Source organism: Delftia sp. DLF01 (assembly GCF_014852125.1).
Taxonomy (GTDB): domain Bacteria; phylum Pseudomonadota; class Gammaproteobacteria; order Burkholderiales; family Burkholderiaceae_C; genus Comamonas; species Comamonas acidovorans.
This window is the reverse complement of the sequence record NZ_JACVAZ010000002.1, coordinates 1,094,564-1,110,833: the sequence shown is the minus strand read 5'-3', so window position 1 is coordinate 1,110,833 and position 16,270 is coordinate 1,094,564. Positions and strand designations below refer to the sequence as shown.

Annotated in this window: 16 protein-coding genes; 8 read left to right on the top strand and 8 right to left on the bottom strand. The window is 68.5% G+C overall.

The features are described from left to right. Positions 1-17: 17 nt before the first annotated feature. Positions 18-1,691, bottom strand: a complete 1,674-nt coding sequence (locus IB269_RS13430) for a TIGR04028 family ABC transporter substrate-binding protein (RefSeq protein ID WP_192367368.1) — start codon at positions 1,689-1,691, stop codon at positions 18-20. A gap of 252 nt (positions 1,692-1,943) precedes the next feature. On the opposite strand from IB269_RS13430, the gene IB269_RS13425 reads away from it, so the two are divergent. From IB269_RS13425 to IB269_RS13415, 3 genes are all read left to right on the top strand, one after another. After that, positions 1,944-2,495: an OsmC family protein gene (locus IB269_RS13425; RefSeq protein ID WP_013804436.1), complete on the top strand. Its 552-nt coding sequence runs from the start codon at positions 1,944-1,946 to the stop codon at positions 2,493-2,495. Positions 2,496-2,520: 25 nt separating this feature from the next. After that, on the top strand, positions 2,521-3,345 hold the full coding sequence (locus IB269_RS13420; RefSeq protein ID WP_192367367.1) for a VOC family protein: 825 nt from the start codon (positions 2,521-2,523) through the stop codon (positions 3,343-3,345). A 116-nt stretch (positions 3,346-3,461) separates the two neighbouring features. After that, positions 3,462-4,718: an Hsp70 family protein gene (locus IB269_RS13415; protein WP_043783186.1), complete on the top strand. Its 1,257-nt coding sequence runs from the start codon at positions 3,462-3,464 to the stop codon at positions 4,716-4,718. Here IB269_RS13415 and rsmI read toward each other — a convergent pair whose 3' ends face one another. After that, complete coding sequence (gene rsmI / locus IB269_RS13410; RefSeq protein WP_192367366.1) at positions 4,719-5,660, bottom strand: 16S rRNA (cytidine(1402)-2'-O)-methyltransferase; 942 nt, start codon at positions 5,658-5,660, stop codon at positions 4,719-4,721. On the opposite strand from rsmI, the gene IB269_RS13405 reads away from it, so the two are divergent. From IB269_RS13405 to IB269_RS13395, 3 genes are all read left to right on the top strand, one after another. After that, on the top strand, positions 5,660-6,076 hold the full coding sequence (locus tag IB269_RS13405; protein ID WP_043820402.1) for a YraN family protein: 417 nt from the start codon (positions 5,660-5,662) through the stop codon (positions 6,074-6,076). The genes rsmI and IB269_RS13405 overlap by 1 nt on opposite strands. Positions 6,077-6,149: 73 nt before the next feature. Then, positions 6,150-6,758 (top strand): SIS domain-containing protein, encoded by a 609-nt coding sequence (locus IB269_RS13400; RefSeq protein ID WP_012202994.1) that lies wholly within the window; start codon positions 6,150-6,152, stop codon positions 6,756-6,758. Next, entirely contained in the window at positions 6,755-7,486 is a 732-nt protein-coding gene (locus IB269_RS13395; protein WP_063327425.1) for a BON domain-containing protein, read from the top strand. The genes IB269_RS13400 and IB269_RS13395 overlap by 4 nt, the downstream gene beginning before the upstream one ends. Before the next feature lie 199 nt (positions 7,487-7,685). On the opposite strand, the gene IB269_RS13390 is transcribed toward IB269_RS13395, so the two are convergent. The 4 genes from IB269_RS13390 to IB269_RS13375 form a co-directional block, all read right to left on the bottom strand. Continuing rightward, complete coding sequence (locus tag IB269_RS13390) at positions 7,686-8,597, bottom strand: NAD(P)-dependent oxidoreductase (protein WP_013804430.1); 912 nt, start codon at positions 8,595-8,597, stop codon at positions 7,686-7,688. Between the two features lie 125 nt (positions 8,598-8,722). Continuing rightward, positions 8,723-9,859 (bottom strand): PilT/PilU family type 4a pilus ATPase, encoded by a 1,137-nt coding sequence (locus IB269_RS13385; RefSeq protein ID WP_012202997.1) that lies wholly within the window; start codon positions 9,857-9,859, stop codon positions 8,723-8,725. Between the two features lie 121 nt (positions 9,860-9,980). Continuing rightward, positions 9,981-10,613, bottom strand: coding sequence for a cyclic nucleotide-binding domain-containing protein (locus IB269_RS13380; protein ID WP_012202998.1), 633 nt, complete (start codon positions 10,611-10,613; stop codon positions 9,981-9,983). A 31-nt stretch (positions 10,614-10,644) separates the two neighbouring features. Beyond that, positions 10,645-11,688 (bottom strand): type IV pilus twitching motility protein PilT, encoded by a 1,044-nt coding sequence (locus IB269_RS13375; RefSeq protein ID WP_012202999.1) that lies wholly within the window; start codon positions 11,686-11,688, stop codon positions 10,645-10,647. A gap of 37 nt (positions 11,689-11,725) precedes the next feature. On the opposite strand from IB269_RS13375, the gene IB269_RS13370 reads away from it, so the two are divergent. Beyond that, positions 11,726-12,451: a YggS family pyridoxal phosphate-dependent enzyme gene (locus tag IB269_RS13370; RefSeq protein WP_192367365.1), complete on the top strand. Its 726-nt coding sequence runs from the start codon at positions 11,726-11,728 to the stop codon at positions 12,449-12,451. A gap of 38 nt (positions 12,452-12,489) precedes the next feature. Here IB269_RS13370 and IB269_RS13365 read toward each other — a convergent pair whose 3' ends face one another. Both IB269_RS13365 and IB269_RS13360 read right to left on the bottom strand, forming a co-directional pair. Next, on the bottom strand, positions 12,490-13,758 hold the full coding sequence (locus tag IB269_RS13365) for a branched-chain amino acid ABC transporter substrate-binding protein (RefSeq protein WP_192367364.1): 1,269 nt from the start codon (positions 13,756-13,758) through the stop codon (positions 12,490-12,492). Positions 13,759-13,784: 26 nt separating this feature from the next. After that, positions 13,785-14,507 (bottom strand): TetR/AcrR family transcriptional regulator, encoded by a 723-nt coding sequence (locus IB269_RS13360; protein WP_013804427.1) that lies wholly within the window; start codon positions 14,505-14,507, stop codon positions 13,785-13,787. Positions 14,508-14,666: 159 nt separating this feature from the next. Between IB269_RS13360 and IB269_RS13355 the strand changes: the two genes are divergently transcribed. Next, positions 14,667-16,262: an AMP-binding protein gene (locus tag IB269_RS13355; protein ID WP_192367363.1), complete on the top strand. Its 1,596-nt coding sequence runs from the start codon at positions 14,667-14,669 to the stop codon at positions 16,260-16,262. The last annotated feature ends 8 nt before the right edge of the window (positions 16,263-16,270 follow it).

Here is a 16,270-nt window from a genome sequence, read left to right as displayed (position 1 = left end):
CTCAGGAAGCGATCCGGTCAGCGCCTGGCCAGCCAGGTGCTGTAGAAGCTGGGCCGGCCCACGGCCTCGAAGCCCACGTCGCGCACCCAGCCCGCGCCCGCAAAGGCCTGGGGTTCCTCGAAGATGGGGATCACATAGGCCTGGTCGATCAGGTAGTTCTGCACCTCGCCGGCCAGCGCCAGGCGCCTGGCGGCATCGGTCTCGGCCGCGATGGCGTCGAACAGGCCGTTGAGCTTGGTGTCCTCGAAGGACTTGACCTTCTGGCTCACGCCGCCCTTTTGCAGCAGCACGTTGCGGTTGGTCGGGTAGTAGTTGCTCTTGATCACGTCGGGATCGGCGCGGCCCACCATGCCGGGCAGCACGCCGGTCTTGTCGGGGTCCAGCGTGTCCACCGCGCGGCTGCCCGCGTCGCCCGACAGCACGTTGAGCTTGACGCCGATGCGCGCCCACTGCTGGGCCACGAGCTGCAGCGTCTCCTTGTTCTGCGGCTGGGGCAGGGACTCGTAGGTGGAGAGCACGAAATCGCGGCCGTCCTTCTGGCGCAGGCCGTTGGCGCCCAGCGTCCAGCCGGCCTCGTCCAGCAGCTGTTTCGCCTTGGCCTCGTCATAGGCCAGCTTGGCCGACAGGTCCACGAAGCCGGCCGCCGTGGAGGCAATCACCGAGCGCGCCTGCGGATAGCGCGGCGAGAACAGCGTCTCCACGATCTCCTTGGCATTGGTGCCATGCAGCAGCGCCTGGCGCACCTTGAGATCGGCCACCAGGGCGTTGTCCGGGCGGATGGCCACGCTGTTGTTCACGCCGCGCGTGGGCGGGGCGTAGATGCTGAACTTCTGGTCCTCGACGCGCTTTTCGTCGTAGGCCTGGATCTGGCGGATCAGCCCGGCCTGGCCGGCCAGCAGCGCGCCGATGCGCACGCTGTCCTCGGGCGTGACGATGAACTTCACCTCGTCCAGCCGCGCGCGGCCCTGGTGGGCCAGCTTGGCGGGACCCCAGGCATAGTCCTTGCGCACCTTGAGCACCAGCTCCTTGCCCAGCGTCTCGCTGGCCACCACGAAGGGGCCGGAGCCGATGATGCGCGTGGCGTCGCCCAGCTCCTCGAAGGGGCGGTCCAGCGTGGCCGGCGAGACCAAGCCCGAGCCGATCACCGAAGTGCCCTGCAGAAAGCCCGGCGAAGGCTTTCTGAAGAAGAACTTCACCGTCAGCGGGTCGACCACCTCGCTGCGCTCGTAGTTGTTGATCACCTCGGACACCGGCTGCTTGAGCGCCTTGTTGCCCAGGCCATAGGTGTCGAAGTTGCGCGCCACGGCCGCCGCGTCCAGCGGCGTGCCGTCGGAGAAAGTGACGCCGGGCCGCAGCTTGAAGCGGTACTCGGTGGCGTCGGCATTCACGGTCCAGGACTCGGCGATCCAGGGCTGGATCTCCAGCGTCTTCGGGTCCTGGTAGGTCAGCTTGTCGGTGATCTGGTTGAGCACGCCGCCGTTGGGATAGAAGCCTCCGGCCGGCGGATAGAGGTTGGTATGGGCCTGCTGCTCCAGGTAGACCAGGGTGCCGCCTTCCACGGGGCCCGCAGCCGCGCCCGCCTGGGCCGTATCGGCCTGCCTGGAGCACGCCGCCAGCAGCAGGCTGCTGCCCGCCAATACCGCTATCGCGGCCTTCCATGCCACCTGACCCGTCTTCGATTGGGAAAACACGTTCGTACCTCGCCGCCGCTGGGGCGCTGAAAAACAAGACTGCCGGCCACAGGACCGGCTCCATGTCTTTCATGCTATCGATGCCAAATATTTGCGCTCATATATCGAGTTGCATCGTTATTTGGAAAACGACTAAGGGATGGGGGCCCCCGCATATCTGCCCAGTGCATAAGCGCAGACGGATTCGTTTGTTTGCCGCGCATGCGGCGGTCCCAACAATGGGCTGGTACTTCCTTCACCGAAAGCCCGTCCATGAGCCATCTCAACGAATACCTCGCCGAAAAGCGCGCCGCCGTGCTCGCCCGCAGCGCCGCCGTCGCGGCCGGCACGGCCCAGCCCGCCCACCTCAAGGCCCATGTGCGCGCCGAGGGCCGCAGCGGCGTGCGCCGCCTGCGCATCCGCGAGCACCAGGTCATCAGCGACAGCCCGCCCGACTTCGCGGGCTACAACCTCGGCCCCAGCTCGCCCGAGCTGCAGCTGGGCGTGCTGGGCACCTGCGTGACCCACATCTTTCTGATCCAGGCGGCCGAGCGCCAGGTGCCCGTGGAGAGCCTGGAGGTCGAGGTCACGGGCATCATCGATCCGCGCGGCGGCAAGCCCGGCCACGAGGCCACGCCCATCTGGCCGCATGAGATCGGCTACACCGTGCACATCGACTCGCCCGCCAGCCGCGCCGAGATCGATGCGCTGTTCGAGGCTGTGGAGCGCACCTGCCCCATCCTCAACCTGCTGCGCAATCCGCAGAACATCCGCGCCGAAGTGCGCCATACCGACTCCAGCGCAGCCGCGCGCCTGGCAGCCTGAACACCGTGCGGAAAGCACCCCTGCCATGACCCTGCCACTCGACCACATCGTCATCGCGGTCCAGGACCTGGAACGCACCATTGCCGACTACACCGCGCTGGGCTTCAACGTGCTGCGCGGCGGCGAGCATCCGGGCCGCTCCACGCACAACGCCCTGGTGGTGTTTGCCGACGGCGCCTACTTTGAACTCATTGCCTGGCGGGCGCCCGCGCCCGAGGAGCGCTGGTGGCAGCAGCTGCAGCGCCACGGAGAGGGCATTGTCGATTTCGCGCTGCTGCCCACCGAGACCGGCGCCGTGGTTGCCGCCGCCCAGGCGCGCGGTCTGGACTACGAGGCGCCCTACGAAGGCGGCCGCCTGCGCCCCGACGGCGCGCAGCTGCGCTGGCGCAATGCACGCGCCCGCAGCCAGGACCTGCCCTTTCTCTGCGGCGACCTCACGCCGCGCGCCCTGCGGGTGCCCGAAGGGGAGGCGCGCGTGCACCCCAACGGCGCCACCGGCGTGGCCCGGCTGTACGTGGCCGTGCATGACCTGCGCGCCAGCCTGGCACGCTGGCGCGCGCTGCTGGGCGAGGGCGCAGACATTGGCGAGGCCCGGCTGTCGGACGACGGCAGCGCCTACCGCGCATCGCTGAGGCTGGGCGCCACTGCGCTGGTGCTGGCTGCGCCTGCCCAGGGCGTTGCCACGGGCACCCTGGGCCACCGTCTGGCCACGCGCGGTGAAGGCCCTTATGCCATCGAGCTGCAGGTGCGCCAGCCCGCGTCTGCGCTGGCGCTGGACGAGACCGCCACGCATGGCGCGCGCATCGTGCTGGCCCAGGTTTCCCCGGCCAGGGAAACCGCCGCCGCCTAGGCGAAATGCGTGGGCGCTAGAATGGCGCCCCGCTGACACCCATGCCCACCCCGGTGGGCGTTTTCGTTGCAGCCGCGGCCTCCCTTGAGGGGCGCCGCGGCGCGGCGCTGCTTGCCATGACGACTGCTTCCACTCCTGCCACGCTGGGCATAGATTTCGGTACCTCCAACTCCGCCATGGCCTGGCGCGCCCCCGGCCAGACCGCACGCCTGCTGCCGCTGGAGGGCGATGCCTGCGGCATGCCCACGGCGCTGTTCTTCCATACGGACGAGCACAGCACCCATTTCGGGCGCGACGCCATGGCCCAGTACCTGGACGGCGAGCCGGGCCGGCTCATGCGCTCCCTCAAAAGCCTGCTGGGCAGTGCGCTGCTGCAGGAAAAGACGGCGGTGCACGACCAGTTCGTGAGCTATCAGGACATCATCGGCCTGTTCCTGCGCCGCGTGGCCGACCGGGCGCGTGCCTCGCTGGACGGCCGCCTGCCCGAGCGCGTGGTGCTGGGCCGGCCCGTGCATTTCGTGGACGACCATCCCGAGCGCGACCGCCAGGCCCAGCAGGCCCTGGCCGATGCCGCGCGCGCCGCAGGCCTGGGCGAAGTGGATTTCCAGATGGAGCCCATTGCCGCCGCGCTGGACTACGAGCAGCGCCTCACGCAGGAATCCGTGGTGCTGGTGGTGGACATCGGCGGCGGTACCTCCGACTTCACCGTCGTGCGCCTGGGTCCCGAGCAGGCCGGCCGCAGCGACCGCCGCGACGACATTCTGGCCACCAGCGGCGTGCACATCGGCGGCACGGACTTCGACCACCGGCTCAACCTGGCCCAGCTCATGCCGCTGCTGGGCTACCGGCACATCGGCCCCAGCGGCCGCGAAGTGCCCAGCCGCGTGTTTTTCGACCTCTCGACCTGGCACCTGATCCAGTGGCTGTACTCGCCCAAGGCCCTGGCCGAGGCGCGCAACCTGCGCACCGACTACAGCGACCAGCGCCTGCACAAGCGCCTGATGGAAGTGCTGGAACTGCGCGAAGGCCACCGCCTGGCCGCCGTGGTGGAGCAGGCCAAGATCGAGGCCTCCACGCGCCATGCCGAAGCGGCCATCGAGCTGGGCTGGCTGGAATCGGGCCTGTCCGCCGCCATCTCGCCCGAGGTGCTGCACGAGCAGCTGCAAGGCCCGCTGCAACAGGTCGTGGCCTGCGCCCAGGACTGCCTGCGCCTGGCCGGCGTGGCGCCCCAGGCGCTGGACGCCATCTACCTCACGGGCGGCTCATCGGCCCTGCGCACGCTGCGCGATGCGCTGCGCGAGGCCTTCCCCGGCGTGCCGCAGGTCGAAGGCGACCTGTTCGGTGGCGTCGCCACCGGCCTCGCGTATGCCTGATCACTCCGCGTCGCCGTCCTCCTCGGCGGCCTGCTTGATCGCCAGCGCGGCGTCATAGAGGCGGTTGCGCGGTGCGCCCGTGATCTCGGCGGCCAGGCGCACGGCGGTCTTGGTGGGCAGCTCGGCCAGCAGCAGGCGCAGCACGCGCAGGGCGTCGGCGTCGGCCTCATCGCCACCCAGGGCCACCGGGTGCAGCACCACGGCGAATTCGCCCTTGCTGCGCTGGGGCACGGCCTGCAGCCAGGCCGGCAGCGCGCTGGCGGGCATGGTGGCAATGTCCTCGAACTGCTTGGTGATCTCGCGTGCCAGCGTCACCGGGCGCTCGCCCAGCGTGGCCAGGGCGGCGGCCAGGTCGGCAATGCGGTGGGGGGCTTCCAGCAGCACGGTGCAGCGCGGCTGCAGGGCCAGTTGCTGCACGGCGGCCAGGCGCTCGGCCGACTTGGTGGGCAGAAAGCCTGCGAAGACGAAACCTCCCTCGCCCTGCGAAGGCGTGACCGCACCTGCCACGCTGATGGCGGCCGTGATGCTGCTGGCGCCGGGCAGCGGAATGCAGCGCAGGCCCGCGGCCTGCACGGCGGCGCACAGGCGTGCGCCGGGGTCGCTGACGCCGGGCGTGCCCGCATCGCTGACATAGGCGATGCGCTGGCCCTGCTGCAGCCGCGCCACGATCTGCTGGGCCGCCTCGGCCTCGTTGTGCTGGTGCACGGCCAGCAGCTGGCTGCCGGGCCGGTCCAGTCCATAGGAGCGCAGCAGGCCCTGCGTGTGGCGCGTGTCCTCGCAGGCCACGCAGTCCACCAGCTGCAGCACATGCAGGGCGCGCAGGCTGATGTCGGCCAGGTTGCCGATGGGAGTGGCCACCACGTAGAGGGCACCCTGCGGATAATGCTGGGATGCCGCAGCATCCTTGGCTGCGCCCAGCGCGGTGGCGAAAGAGGTAGTCAATGGGTTTCCTTGCGAAAAAGCCGGCAGGCGCGGGGCCGTCTGCCCTCACGACCCGGCATCGGGGCCAGCAGGCCGAGGATGCGGCGCTGGCCCATCTGCAGGCGGCCGGCCTGCGTCTGGTCGAGCGCAATTATCGGACGCCGGGCCGCGGCGGCGGCGAGATCGACCTCATCGTGCAGGCGCGCGACGGCACCGTGGTCTTCGTCGAGGTGCGCAGCCGCGGCACGCGCGCCTTCGGCGGTGCCGGCGCCAGCATCGGCGCCACCAAGCAGCGGCGCATCGTATTTGCGGCGCGCCACTACCTGATGCGCTGGTCCGCGCCGCCGCCTTGCCGCTTCGACGTGGTGCTGGTCGAGCCCGGTGCCGGGCCCTCTGTGCAGTGGCTTCAGGCCGCCTTTGACGCCGAAGGCGCCTGATCCGTTACCGCTGCAGCACAAATAACGCCTGGCTACGAAAGACTTCAAGGGCGGCAGTTATCATCGGGCCTCCATGCTTGAGCAACGTATCCAACAGCATTTCATCGACAGCGCCGACCTGAAATACCAGGCCGCCCAGGCGCTGAGCCAGCCCATTGCGGCGGCAGTACAGGCCATGCTGGCCTGCGTGACCAGTGGCGGCAAGGTTCTGGCCTGCGGCGCGGGCGCCTCTGCCAGCGATGCCCAACTCTTCGCCGCCCTGTGCGTGGCCGGCTTCGAACGCGACCGGCCCGAGCTGGCTGCCGTGGCCCTGGTCTCCGACGGCGGCCTGCTGGGCACCGTGGGCGCCACGGGCTCGGGCGGCAACGCCACCCAGTACCTGGCGCGCCAGATACGCGCCCTGGGCCAGCCCGGCGACCTGCTGCTGGTGCTGTCCGCCACGGGCAACGACGTGGCCGTGCTGGAGGCGCTGGATGCCGCCCATGAGCGCGACATGATGGCCGTGGTGCTGACCGGCCGCACGGGCGGCTCCCTGGCCGGCCGCGTGCGCGAGACCGATGTTCTGATCTGCGTGCCGCACGACCGTGCGGCGCGCGTGCGCGAAACCCATACGCTGGTGCTGCACTGCCTGTGCGACGGCGTGGATGCCCAGTTACTTGGTGAACAGGAGATGCCTCTATGAAGTTCCGTTGGTCCCGCGCCGCCTGCGGTGTGCTCGCCGTCGCGTCCCTGGGCGCCGCCCTGTCGGGCTGCGTCGCCCTGGTGGGCGGCAGCGCCGTGATGGCCGGCATGTCGGTGGCGGACCGCCGCACCACCGGCACCCAGGTGGAAGACCAGGGCATCGAGCTGCGCGCCAACAACCGCATCGCCGAAGTGCTGGGCGACAAGGCCCATGTCAACGTCACCAGCTACAACCGCCAGGTGCTGCTGACCGGCGAGGCCGGCAACGAGGCCGACCGCCAGACCATCGAGAAGCTCGTGCGCGAGCAGCCGACGGTGCGCAATGTCTTCAACGAAGTGGTAGTGGCTCCCTTCACCTCCACGCTGAGCCAGCGCTCCAAGGACACGCTGATCACCACCCAGGTCAAGGCCAGCCTGCTGGACGCCAAGGACATCCAGGCCTCGGCCTTCAAGGTCGTGACCGAGAACAAGGTCGTCTTCCTGATGGGCATCGTCACCCCGCGCGAAGCCAAGCGCGGCGCCGAGATTGCACGCGGCATCAACGACGTGACCAAGGTCGTGCGCGTGGTGGAAGTCATCTCCGAGGACGAACTGGCCCGCATGCAGCCCCAGTCCGCCCCCGTGGTCACCGACGACTCCGGCAAGGCCGCCGCAGCCAGCGCTCCCACCAGCCTCTCGGAAAGCAGCCTGTCCACCCCTGCAGGCGCCACCGCCACCCCGGTGAAGTGATCACCGCCGCCTGAAAGCAAAAGCCGGAACATGTTCCGGCTTTTTGTTTTGGACATAGGAAGATCTCGTTCCTCAGGGCATAGCACTTGAATCTGGCAGGGCCTAAAGCCAGGGACACCAAGCAAGGGCCGCCCCGCAGCGATGGTGTCGTCCCCCTCCCTTGCGAAGCAAGTAGAGAGGGGGAAGCGGCGTAAGCCGCTCAGGGGGTGAGCCTCTTGATGAGGCTCGATGTATCCCAGCGCCTGCCGCCCATCTGCTGCACATCGGCATAGAACTGGTCCACCAGGGCAGTGACGGGCAAACGGGCGCCATTGCGCTGGGCTTCGGCCAGCACCAGGCCCAGGTCCTTGCGCATCCAGTCCACGGCAAAGCCGAAGTCGAACTTGCCTTCGGCCATGGTGCGGCCACGGTTGTCCATCTGCCAGCTCTGGGCGGCGCCCTTGCCGATGACATCGAGCACGCTGGGAATGTCCAGTCCCGCGCGCTGGCCGAAGGCGATGGCCTCGGACAGGCCCTGGACCAGGCCCGCGATGCAGATCTGGTTGACCATCTTGGTGAGCTGGCCGGCGCCGCTGTCGCCCATCAGCGTGCAGGCGCGCGAGAAGGCCATGGCCACGGGCTGCATGGTGGCGAAGGCGGCCTGGTCGCCGCCGCACATCACGGTGAGCTGGCCGTTCTGGGCGCCGGCCTGGCCGCCCGAGACGGGTGCGTCGATGAACTGCAGGCCCAGCTCCAGCCCGGCCGCATGCAGCTCGCGCGCGACTTCGGCCGATGCCGTCGTGTGGTCGGCGAAGATGGCGCCGCGGCGCATGCCCGCGAAGGCGCCGTCCGGGCCCAGCACGACCGAGCGCAGGTCATCGTCATTGCCCACGCAGCTGAACACGATGTCGGCGCCGGCCACGGCCTCGCGCGGCGTGGCCGCATGGCCGCCGTTGAACTCCTCGCACCAGGCGCGGGCCTTGGCCGGCGTGCGGTTGTAGACCGTGACGCGGTGGCCCGCCGTGGCCAGGTGGCCGGCCATGGGGTAGCCCATGACGCCCAGCCCGAGGAAGGCCACGGAAAGAGGGGCGGTGTCCGCATAGCTGCGGGCGGCGATGGAGGAGTCGGACATGGAAGCAATCCTGAGAGGTGGTGGGAGGCGGGTGGCGCAGGGCCGCGTCCGGCGCGGCCCTGGAAGGAGCCGGCATGCCGGCTCAGCGCACTGAAGGCGCGGTCAGGGCGTGCATGGCACGCCCCTCAGACGATGGCGAAATGCTCGGTGCCCGCCGCCAGGTCCAGCGACTTGGCGCGCTGGCTGCCCAGCTTGATCTGCAGCCGCAGGTCGTTGACCGAGTCGGCATTGCGCAGTGCATCCTCGTAGGTGACCAGGTTGGACTCGAACAGGTCGAACAGCGCCTGGTCGAAGGTCTGCATGCCCAGGTTGCGGCTTTTCTTCATGATCTCCTTGATCTCGGTGACCTCGCCCTTGAAGATCAGGTCGGAGATCAGCGGCGAGTTGAGCATCACCTCGATGGCGGCCACGCGGCCCTTGCTGTCCTGCTTGGGCAGCAGGCGCTGGGAGACCATGGCGCGCAGGTTCAGCGACAGGTCCATCAGCAGCTGCGGGCGGCGGTCCTCGGGGAAGAAGTTGACGATGCGGTCCAGCGCCTGGTTGGCGCTGTTGGCGTGCAGCGTGGCCAGACACAGGTGGCCGGTTTCCGAGAAGGCGATGGCGTGCTCCATGGTCTCGCGGTCGCGGATTTCGCCCATCAGGATCACGTCGGGCGCCTGGCGCAGGGAGTTCTTGAGCGCCGCGTCCCAGCTGTCCGTGTCCAGGCCCACTTCGCGCTGCGTGACCACGCAGTTCTTGTGCGGGTGCACGAATTCAATGGGGTCCTCGATGGTCACGATGTGGCCGTAGGAGCTCTCGTTGCGCCAGTCCACCATGGCGGCCAGCGTGGTGGACTTGCCCGAGCCCGTGGCGCCGACCAGGATGCACAGGCCGCGCTTGGTCATGGCCACCTCCTTGAGCACCTGGGGCACGCCCAGGCTGTCGATGGTGGGCAGGGCCAGCGGAATCGTCCGCATCACCATGCCCACGCGGCCCTGCTGGATGAAGGCGTTGACGCGAAAGCGCCCTATGCCCGGCGGCGAGATGGCGAAGTTGCACTCCTTGGTGCGCTCGAAATCGGCGATCTGCTTGTCGCTCATGACCGAGCGCGCCAGCGTCAGCGTGTGCACGGGCGACAGCGGCTGCGGCGACACCTTGGTGATGCGCCCGTCGATCTTGATCGCCGGCGGGAATTCCGCCGTGATGAACAAGTCGCTGCCGTTGCGGCTGACCATGAGCTTGAGCAGGTCGTTGATGAACTTGGTGGCCTGATCTCTTTCCATTGCCGTATTCCCCCGGGCATTGCGCGCCGTTGTGGCGCGCAGGTTGTTTTGTTATTTGCAGGTAGGCCGGTCCGGCCCGCAGGGGCCAGGCGTCCTCATATTCAACTCACTCACTCACTGTCTATGTGTGCTGCTCTTCGCCCAGGCGCACGCTGATGGCGCGCAGCCGGAACGAGAGCTTGCGCGCCAGCAGCGCCATCAGCTTGGCGGCCAGCGCGGCATCCTTGGCCATCATCTCGTCCAGCGCCTCGGCGCTGAGCACGCCGATCTCGCAGTCGGTCAGCGTGGTGCAGCTGGAAAAGCGCGGCCCGCCGTCCAGCAGGGACATCTCGCCCAGGATGTCGCCGGGCCGCGTCTGCGCCAGGCGCATGCGCTCGCCCCAGGGCTGCTGGCGCTCCACGGCGATCTGGCCGGACAGCACTACGGCCATGAAGCTGCCGTTCTCTTCCTGGCGGATCACGTCGCGTTGCGGTGCCACGGCCGCGTAGATGAAATATTCGCTCAGCCGCTGCAGGCTGGCCGCATCCAGCTGGCCCAGGTAGCGGTCGCGCGACCACAGCTGCTCCAGCTGGCCCCCGCCGCCGCGCGGCAGCCGCGTGGCGCCGACCTCGATGGCGCGCGCCTCCCAGGGAACGGGAGGAGTGTGCGGGTCCATGAAGCCATGCGCCGCCAGCGTGGTCGTGAAGAAGGCCGACTCGGAGGCCGGGGCCGAAGGCTCCTGGCCGCTTCGCAGCTTGCGGAAAATGCTTTTCATGGCGCGTGGCGAGAGGCTGGGCGGGTGGCGGTCAGCCCGGGAAGTTGTCCGGTATCTTGGCCTTGGCGCGGGCTTCCGCCGGGCTGATCAGGTTGCGCCGCACCAGATCGGTCAGGTTCTGGTCCAGCGTCTGCATGCCCACATTCTGACTCGTCTGGATGGTGGAGTACATCTGGGCCACCTTGGCCTCGCGGATCAGGTTGCGGATGGCGCTGGTGCCCAGCATGATTTCGTGGGCCGCGATGCGGCCCTGGCCGTCCTTGGTCTTGCACAGCGTCTGCGAGATCACGGCCTGCAGCGATTCGGAGAGCATGGCGCGCACCATCTCCTTTTCCTCGGCGGGGAAGACGTCGATGATGCGGTCGATGGTCTTGGCGGCGCTGGAGGTGTGCAGGGTGCCGAAGACCAGGTGGCCCGTCTCGGCCGCGGTCATGGCCAGGCGGATGGTTTCCAGGTCACGCATTTCGCCCACCAGGATGGCGTCCGGGTCCTCGCGCAGCGCCGAGCGCAGGGCGGCCGAGAACGACTGCGTCATCGGCCCGACTTCGCGCTGGTTGATCAGGCACTTCTTGGAGTCGTGCACGAATTCGATGGGGTCCTCCACCGTCAGGATGTGCCCGTACTCGGTCTCGTTGAGGTGGTTGACCATGCCGGCCAGCGTGGTGGACTTGCCCGAGCCCGTGGGGCCGGTCACCAGCACCAGGCCGCGCGGCTTCAGGGCCAGGTCGCCGAAGATGCGTGGCGCGTTGAGCTGCTCCAGCGTCAGGATCTTGCTGGGAATGGTCCGGAAGACGGCGGCCGCGCCCCGGTACTGGTTGAAGGCGTTGACACGGAAGCGCGCCAGCCCCTCGATCTCGAACGAGAAGTCCACCTCCAGGAACTCCTCGTAGGCCTTGCGCTGGGAGTCGCTCATGATGTCGTAGACCATGGCGTGGACCGTCTTGTGGTCCAGCGGATCGACATTGATGCGGCGCACATCGCCGTGCACACGGATCATCGGCGGCAGCCCCGCGGACAGGTGCAGGTCGGAGGCCTTGTTCTTGACGCTGAATGCCAGCAATTGGGTGATGTCCACGGAGTTCGCTCCCTCGTTTGGTACGCTGGCGGCAATTATGACGACGATTGAAAACAAGCTTCAACAGATTCACGAACGGATTGCCTCGGCCTGCGCGCAGGCGGGCAGGGCATCCGGCTCGGTGCAATTGCTGTCCGTCTCCAAGACCTTCGGCGCCGACGCCGTGCGCGAGGCCGTGCTGGCCGGCGAGCGCAGCTTCGGCGAGAACTACATCCAGGAGGGCGTGGAAAAGATCGCCGCCGTGCGCGCCATGGGCCTGCGGGGTGGCGAGGCCCTGCAATGGCATTGCATAGGCCCCATCCAGAGCAACAAGACGCGCCTGGTGGCCGAGCATTTCGACTGGGCCCAGACCGTGGACCGCCTGAAGATCGCCGAGCGCCTGTCGGCCCAGCGCCCCGAGGGCCTGGCGCCGCTGCAGGTCTGCATCCAGCTGAACGTGGATGGCGGCGAGACCAAGGCCGGCGTGGCGCCGCAGCAGGCGCTGGAGCTGGCCGCCGCCATCGTGCAGCTGCCGCGCCTGGTGCTGCGCGGCGTGATGAGCATTCCCGACGATGTGGCGGGCTTCGAGGCCCAGCGCGAGGTGCATGCCCGCGCCACCGCCGTCTTCGAACAGATCCGCGCCAGCGGCCTGCCGGGGCTGGAGCGCTTCGACACGGTTTCCATGGGAATGACCGGCGACCTGGAAGCGGCCGTGGCCGCAGGCAGCACGATGGTGCGCGTGGGCAGCGGCATCTTTGGCCAACGAAACTACGCCCCGCGCTGACCAGGGCGTAGCTGGCTTGGCTGGCGGGGCAGGCCGCCTCAGCGCCCGCCGGGCCGCTTCATCTGGCAGTCAGTGGGCAATTCCATCTGCTCGGGCGTGTAGACGGCATCGGTGCGAAAGCCGTAGTTCGTGCCTTCCCAGCCGGCCTTGACCAGCTTGCCGTCCACGGGCGCGATGGTGTTGACCACCTGGGGCAGCAGCAGCTGGTGGTCCTTGCCGCGCATGCGCACGGGGCCGACCACGGTGTCCATCTGCAAATCCTCCATGGCCAGCGCGATCTTCACGGGTTCGGTGGACTGTGCCTTGGCCATGGCGGCAGCCAGCATGCGCGGCACCAGGTCCATGCGCGGGGCCAGGAAGTCCTTGCCCATGCGGGCCTTGTATTCCTGGGCGCGGGCGTCGGCCAGCGGGCGGCCGGCCTGGCCCGGGTGCCATTCGGCCACCCAGGTCAGCTGGCCGATGCGGGTCTGGGCGAAGGATGTCACCGTGCCCGGCATGCCGCCCGCGCTGTGGTTGAAGTAGCGCAGGTCATAGCCCGAGTCGGCGGCTGACTTGAGCAGCAGGGTCAGGTCCTGGCCCCAGTTGCCCGTGATCACCGAGTCCGCACCCGTGTCCTTGATCTTGGCCACATAGGGCGCGAAGTCCTTGACCCGGCCTATGGGGTGGAGCATTTCGCCTGTGAACTGGATGTCGGGCCGGGCGGCGCTCACCATCTGGCGCCCGTAGGCCGCCCACTGCTTGCCGTGGGCGTAGTCCTGGTTGAGCAGGTAGACCTTGCGGATGCCCGGCTGGGTCTTGATGTAGCTGGCAATCGCCTGCATGCGCATGGCGGTGTTGGCATCGAACATGAAGTGCCAGAAGCTGCAGGCCTTGCCCGTCAGCTCGGGGTCGATGGAGGAGTGGTTGAGCACCAGCACCTCCTTGCCCGGATTGCGCTGGTTGTGGCGCGAGGCTGCCTGCACCAGCGCCGCCACCACCGAAGAGCCCGAACCTCCCGTCACCACCACGCGCGCGCCCTGGTCTATGGCCGCCTGCAGCGCGGCCTGGCTTTCCTGGGCCGAGAGCTTGCTGTCGAACTGCAGCAGCTGCAGCTTCGCGCCGTTGAACAGCCCGCCCTTGGCGTTCACATCCTCGACCGCGTATTGCACGTGGTCGCGCATCAGCTCGCCCGTGCTGACGAAGGGGCCGGACAGCGGGTCGATGAAGGCGATCTTGAAGGTCTCGCCGCCCTGGGCGTGGGCGGCCGTGGCGCACAGCAGGGCGGCGGCGAGAACGATGGATGGCCGGGAAAAGCGGCGTACGGGCATGTCTTGTCTCCTCGAAGGAATGGTCGTCAGTCCTTGCCGGGCGGCTCGGCGCGGGGCCGGCTGCGCCGTGCAGGCGTCTTTTTCGCGGGGGATGCGGCAATGGCTTCGGGCGCGGTGGCTGGCGCCGTGCGCAGGCCCAGCACGCGGCTGGCCAGCTCGGTCAGCTCGGCCACCATCTCGGCCGTGCCCAGGCGGCCGCCGGGGCGGTACCAGTTGTAGAGAAAGCCCGGCAGGCTGCAGGCGGCCTGGGCGGTGATGCGTGTCTCGCGGAAATCGAGATGGCCGCTGGCGCGGCCTTCTTCGAGCAGCGCGCAGAACTGGCGGTAGAACTGGCGCGCTAGCGTGCGCGAGGCCTTCATGTACGCAGGGCTGAAGGCCTGGGGCTCGCGGTACGGAAAGAAGGCCGCCGGATAGTGGGCAATGGTGGCCGCGATCAGCCGCTGCAGGCCGTCCACGGCCTTCTCGTGCGCGGCGCGTGCATCGTCGGCCGCGAAGTCCAGCACCGTGAAACAGGCCTCGGTGGGCGCCCAGCACAGGGTCTCGAAGATCTCCTGCTTGTTGCGGAAGTAGTAGTAGACGAAGGGCTTGGTCACGCCCAGGGCCTGGACGATCTGCTCCATCGTGGTGTTGGCGTAGCCGTTGCGGTCGAACAGGGCCTCGGCCGCCTTGAGGATGCGTTCGCGCTTTTCATCGGAGCCGGCCGTGGGAAGGCGCTGGCGGCCGCGCGGGGTGACAGGGGGCTTGGGCATGCGGGAAATCTCGTGTCGCGTCGGTGGCTGCGATGGTTATACCGATGGGTAGCAATGTTCTACCAGCGGGTATATATTGGCAAGCCGCTGGACCCCAAAACAAATCAAGGCTATCCCTTAGGACTGGTTCCGGGATGGCCAGACACCCAGGAGACAAGCATGGCGGATTCCGAGACCCTCATTCCCCTGCATGAGGCCCTGCGCCGCAATGCGCACAACCACCCCGGCCGCGACGCCTACATCTGGTATGGCCGCCACATCAGCTGGGCCGAGGTGGATGCGGCCAGCGACGCCTTTGCCGCACGGCTGCAGGCGCTGGGCGTGGGCCGGGGCGAGCCCGTGGCGCTGTTCATGAACAACTGCCCGCAGTGCATCGTGGCGCACTACGGCATCCAGAAGATCGGCGCCATCGTCTGCCCCTGCGGGCCGCTGAACAAGGAGCATGAGCTGCAGTACCAGCTCGATGACCTCAAGGCCCGCGTCATCGTCGCGGCCGATGTGCTGCTGCCCGTGGTGGACAAGGTGCGCGCCAGCACGGCGCTCAGGCATGTGCTGGCCGTGCGTTATGGCGACTGGCTTCCTGAATCGGCCACGCTGGCGCTACCGCCCGAACTGCAGGCCCCCGTGCAGCCGCTGCCCGAGGGCGTGGAATCGTTCTGGGATGTCATGCACAGCGGCGCCAAGCCCGTGCCCGTCGATGTCGCCATGGACGATGTCTCGCTGATGACCTATACCTCGGGCACCACGGGCCTGCCGAAGGGCGCCATGCTCAGCTACGGCAACGCGGCCAGCAAGACGGCCGGCGCCTCCAGCGCCACGGGCGTGAACGCCGAGGACATGCTGCTGGCCGTGGCGCCGCTCTATCACATTGCCGGCATGTCCATGGGCGTGAACATGCCCGTGCACAGCGGCGCCACCTGCGTGCTGCTGCACCGCTTCGACCCGCTGGCCGTGGCCCAGGCCCTGGAGCGCTACCGCGTGACCTGGTGGTACAGCATCGCGCCCATGAACGTGGCCGTGATGCAGCTGCCGGGCGTGGAGGCCATGGACTTTTCCGCGCTGCGCCGCAACACGGTGACCAGCTTCGGCATTGCCTACACCGAGGAGCTGGCGCGGCAGTGGAAGCGTTTCACCCCAAACTGCATCTCCAGCGAGGCGGCCTATGGCCTGAGCGAGACCCACACCATGGACACCTCCATGCCGGGCGACGCCATCCGCTGGGGCACGCACGGCAAGCCGCTGCCTGGCAACGAGGTGCGCATCATCGACCCCGAGACCGGCGAGCCGCTGCCGGCCGGCGAAGTGGGCGAGATCACCATCCGCGGCCCCGGCAACTTCAAGGGCTACTGGAACAAGCCCGAGGCCACGGCCAGGACCCTGAAGAACGGCTGGGTGCACACGGGCGACATGGGCCGCATCGACGCCGATGGCTACCTGACCTTCATCGGCCGCTTCAAGGAAATGATCAAGGTCTCGGGCTACAGCGTCTTCCCCGAGGAGGTGGAGGCCATCCTCATCAAGCATCCGGCCGTGGCCCAGGCCGCCGTGATCGGCGTGCCCGACCCGCACAAGGGCGAGGTCGTGCGCGCCTTCATCGTCACGCGGCCGGGCCAGCAGATCGCGGCCGAGGACCTGGTGCAGTGGTCGCGCGAGAACATGGCCAGCTACAAGGCGCCGCGCGAGGTGCGTTTCATCGAGGCGCTGCCCGCCACCGGCGCAGGCAAGGTGCTGCGTCGCTTGCTGCGCGATCAATGAGAAAGACC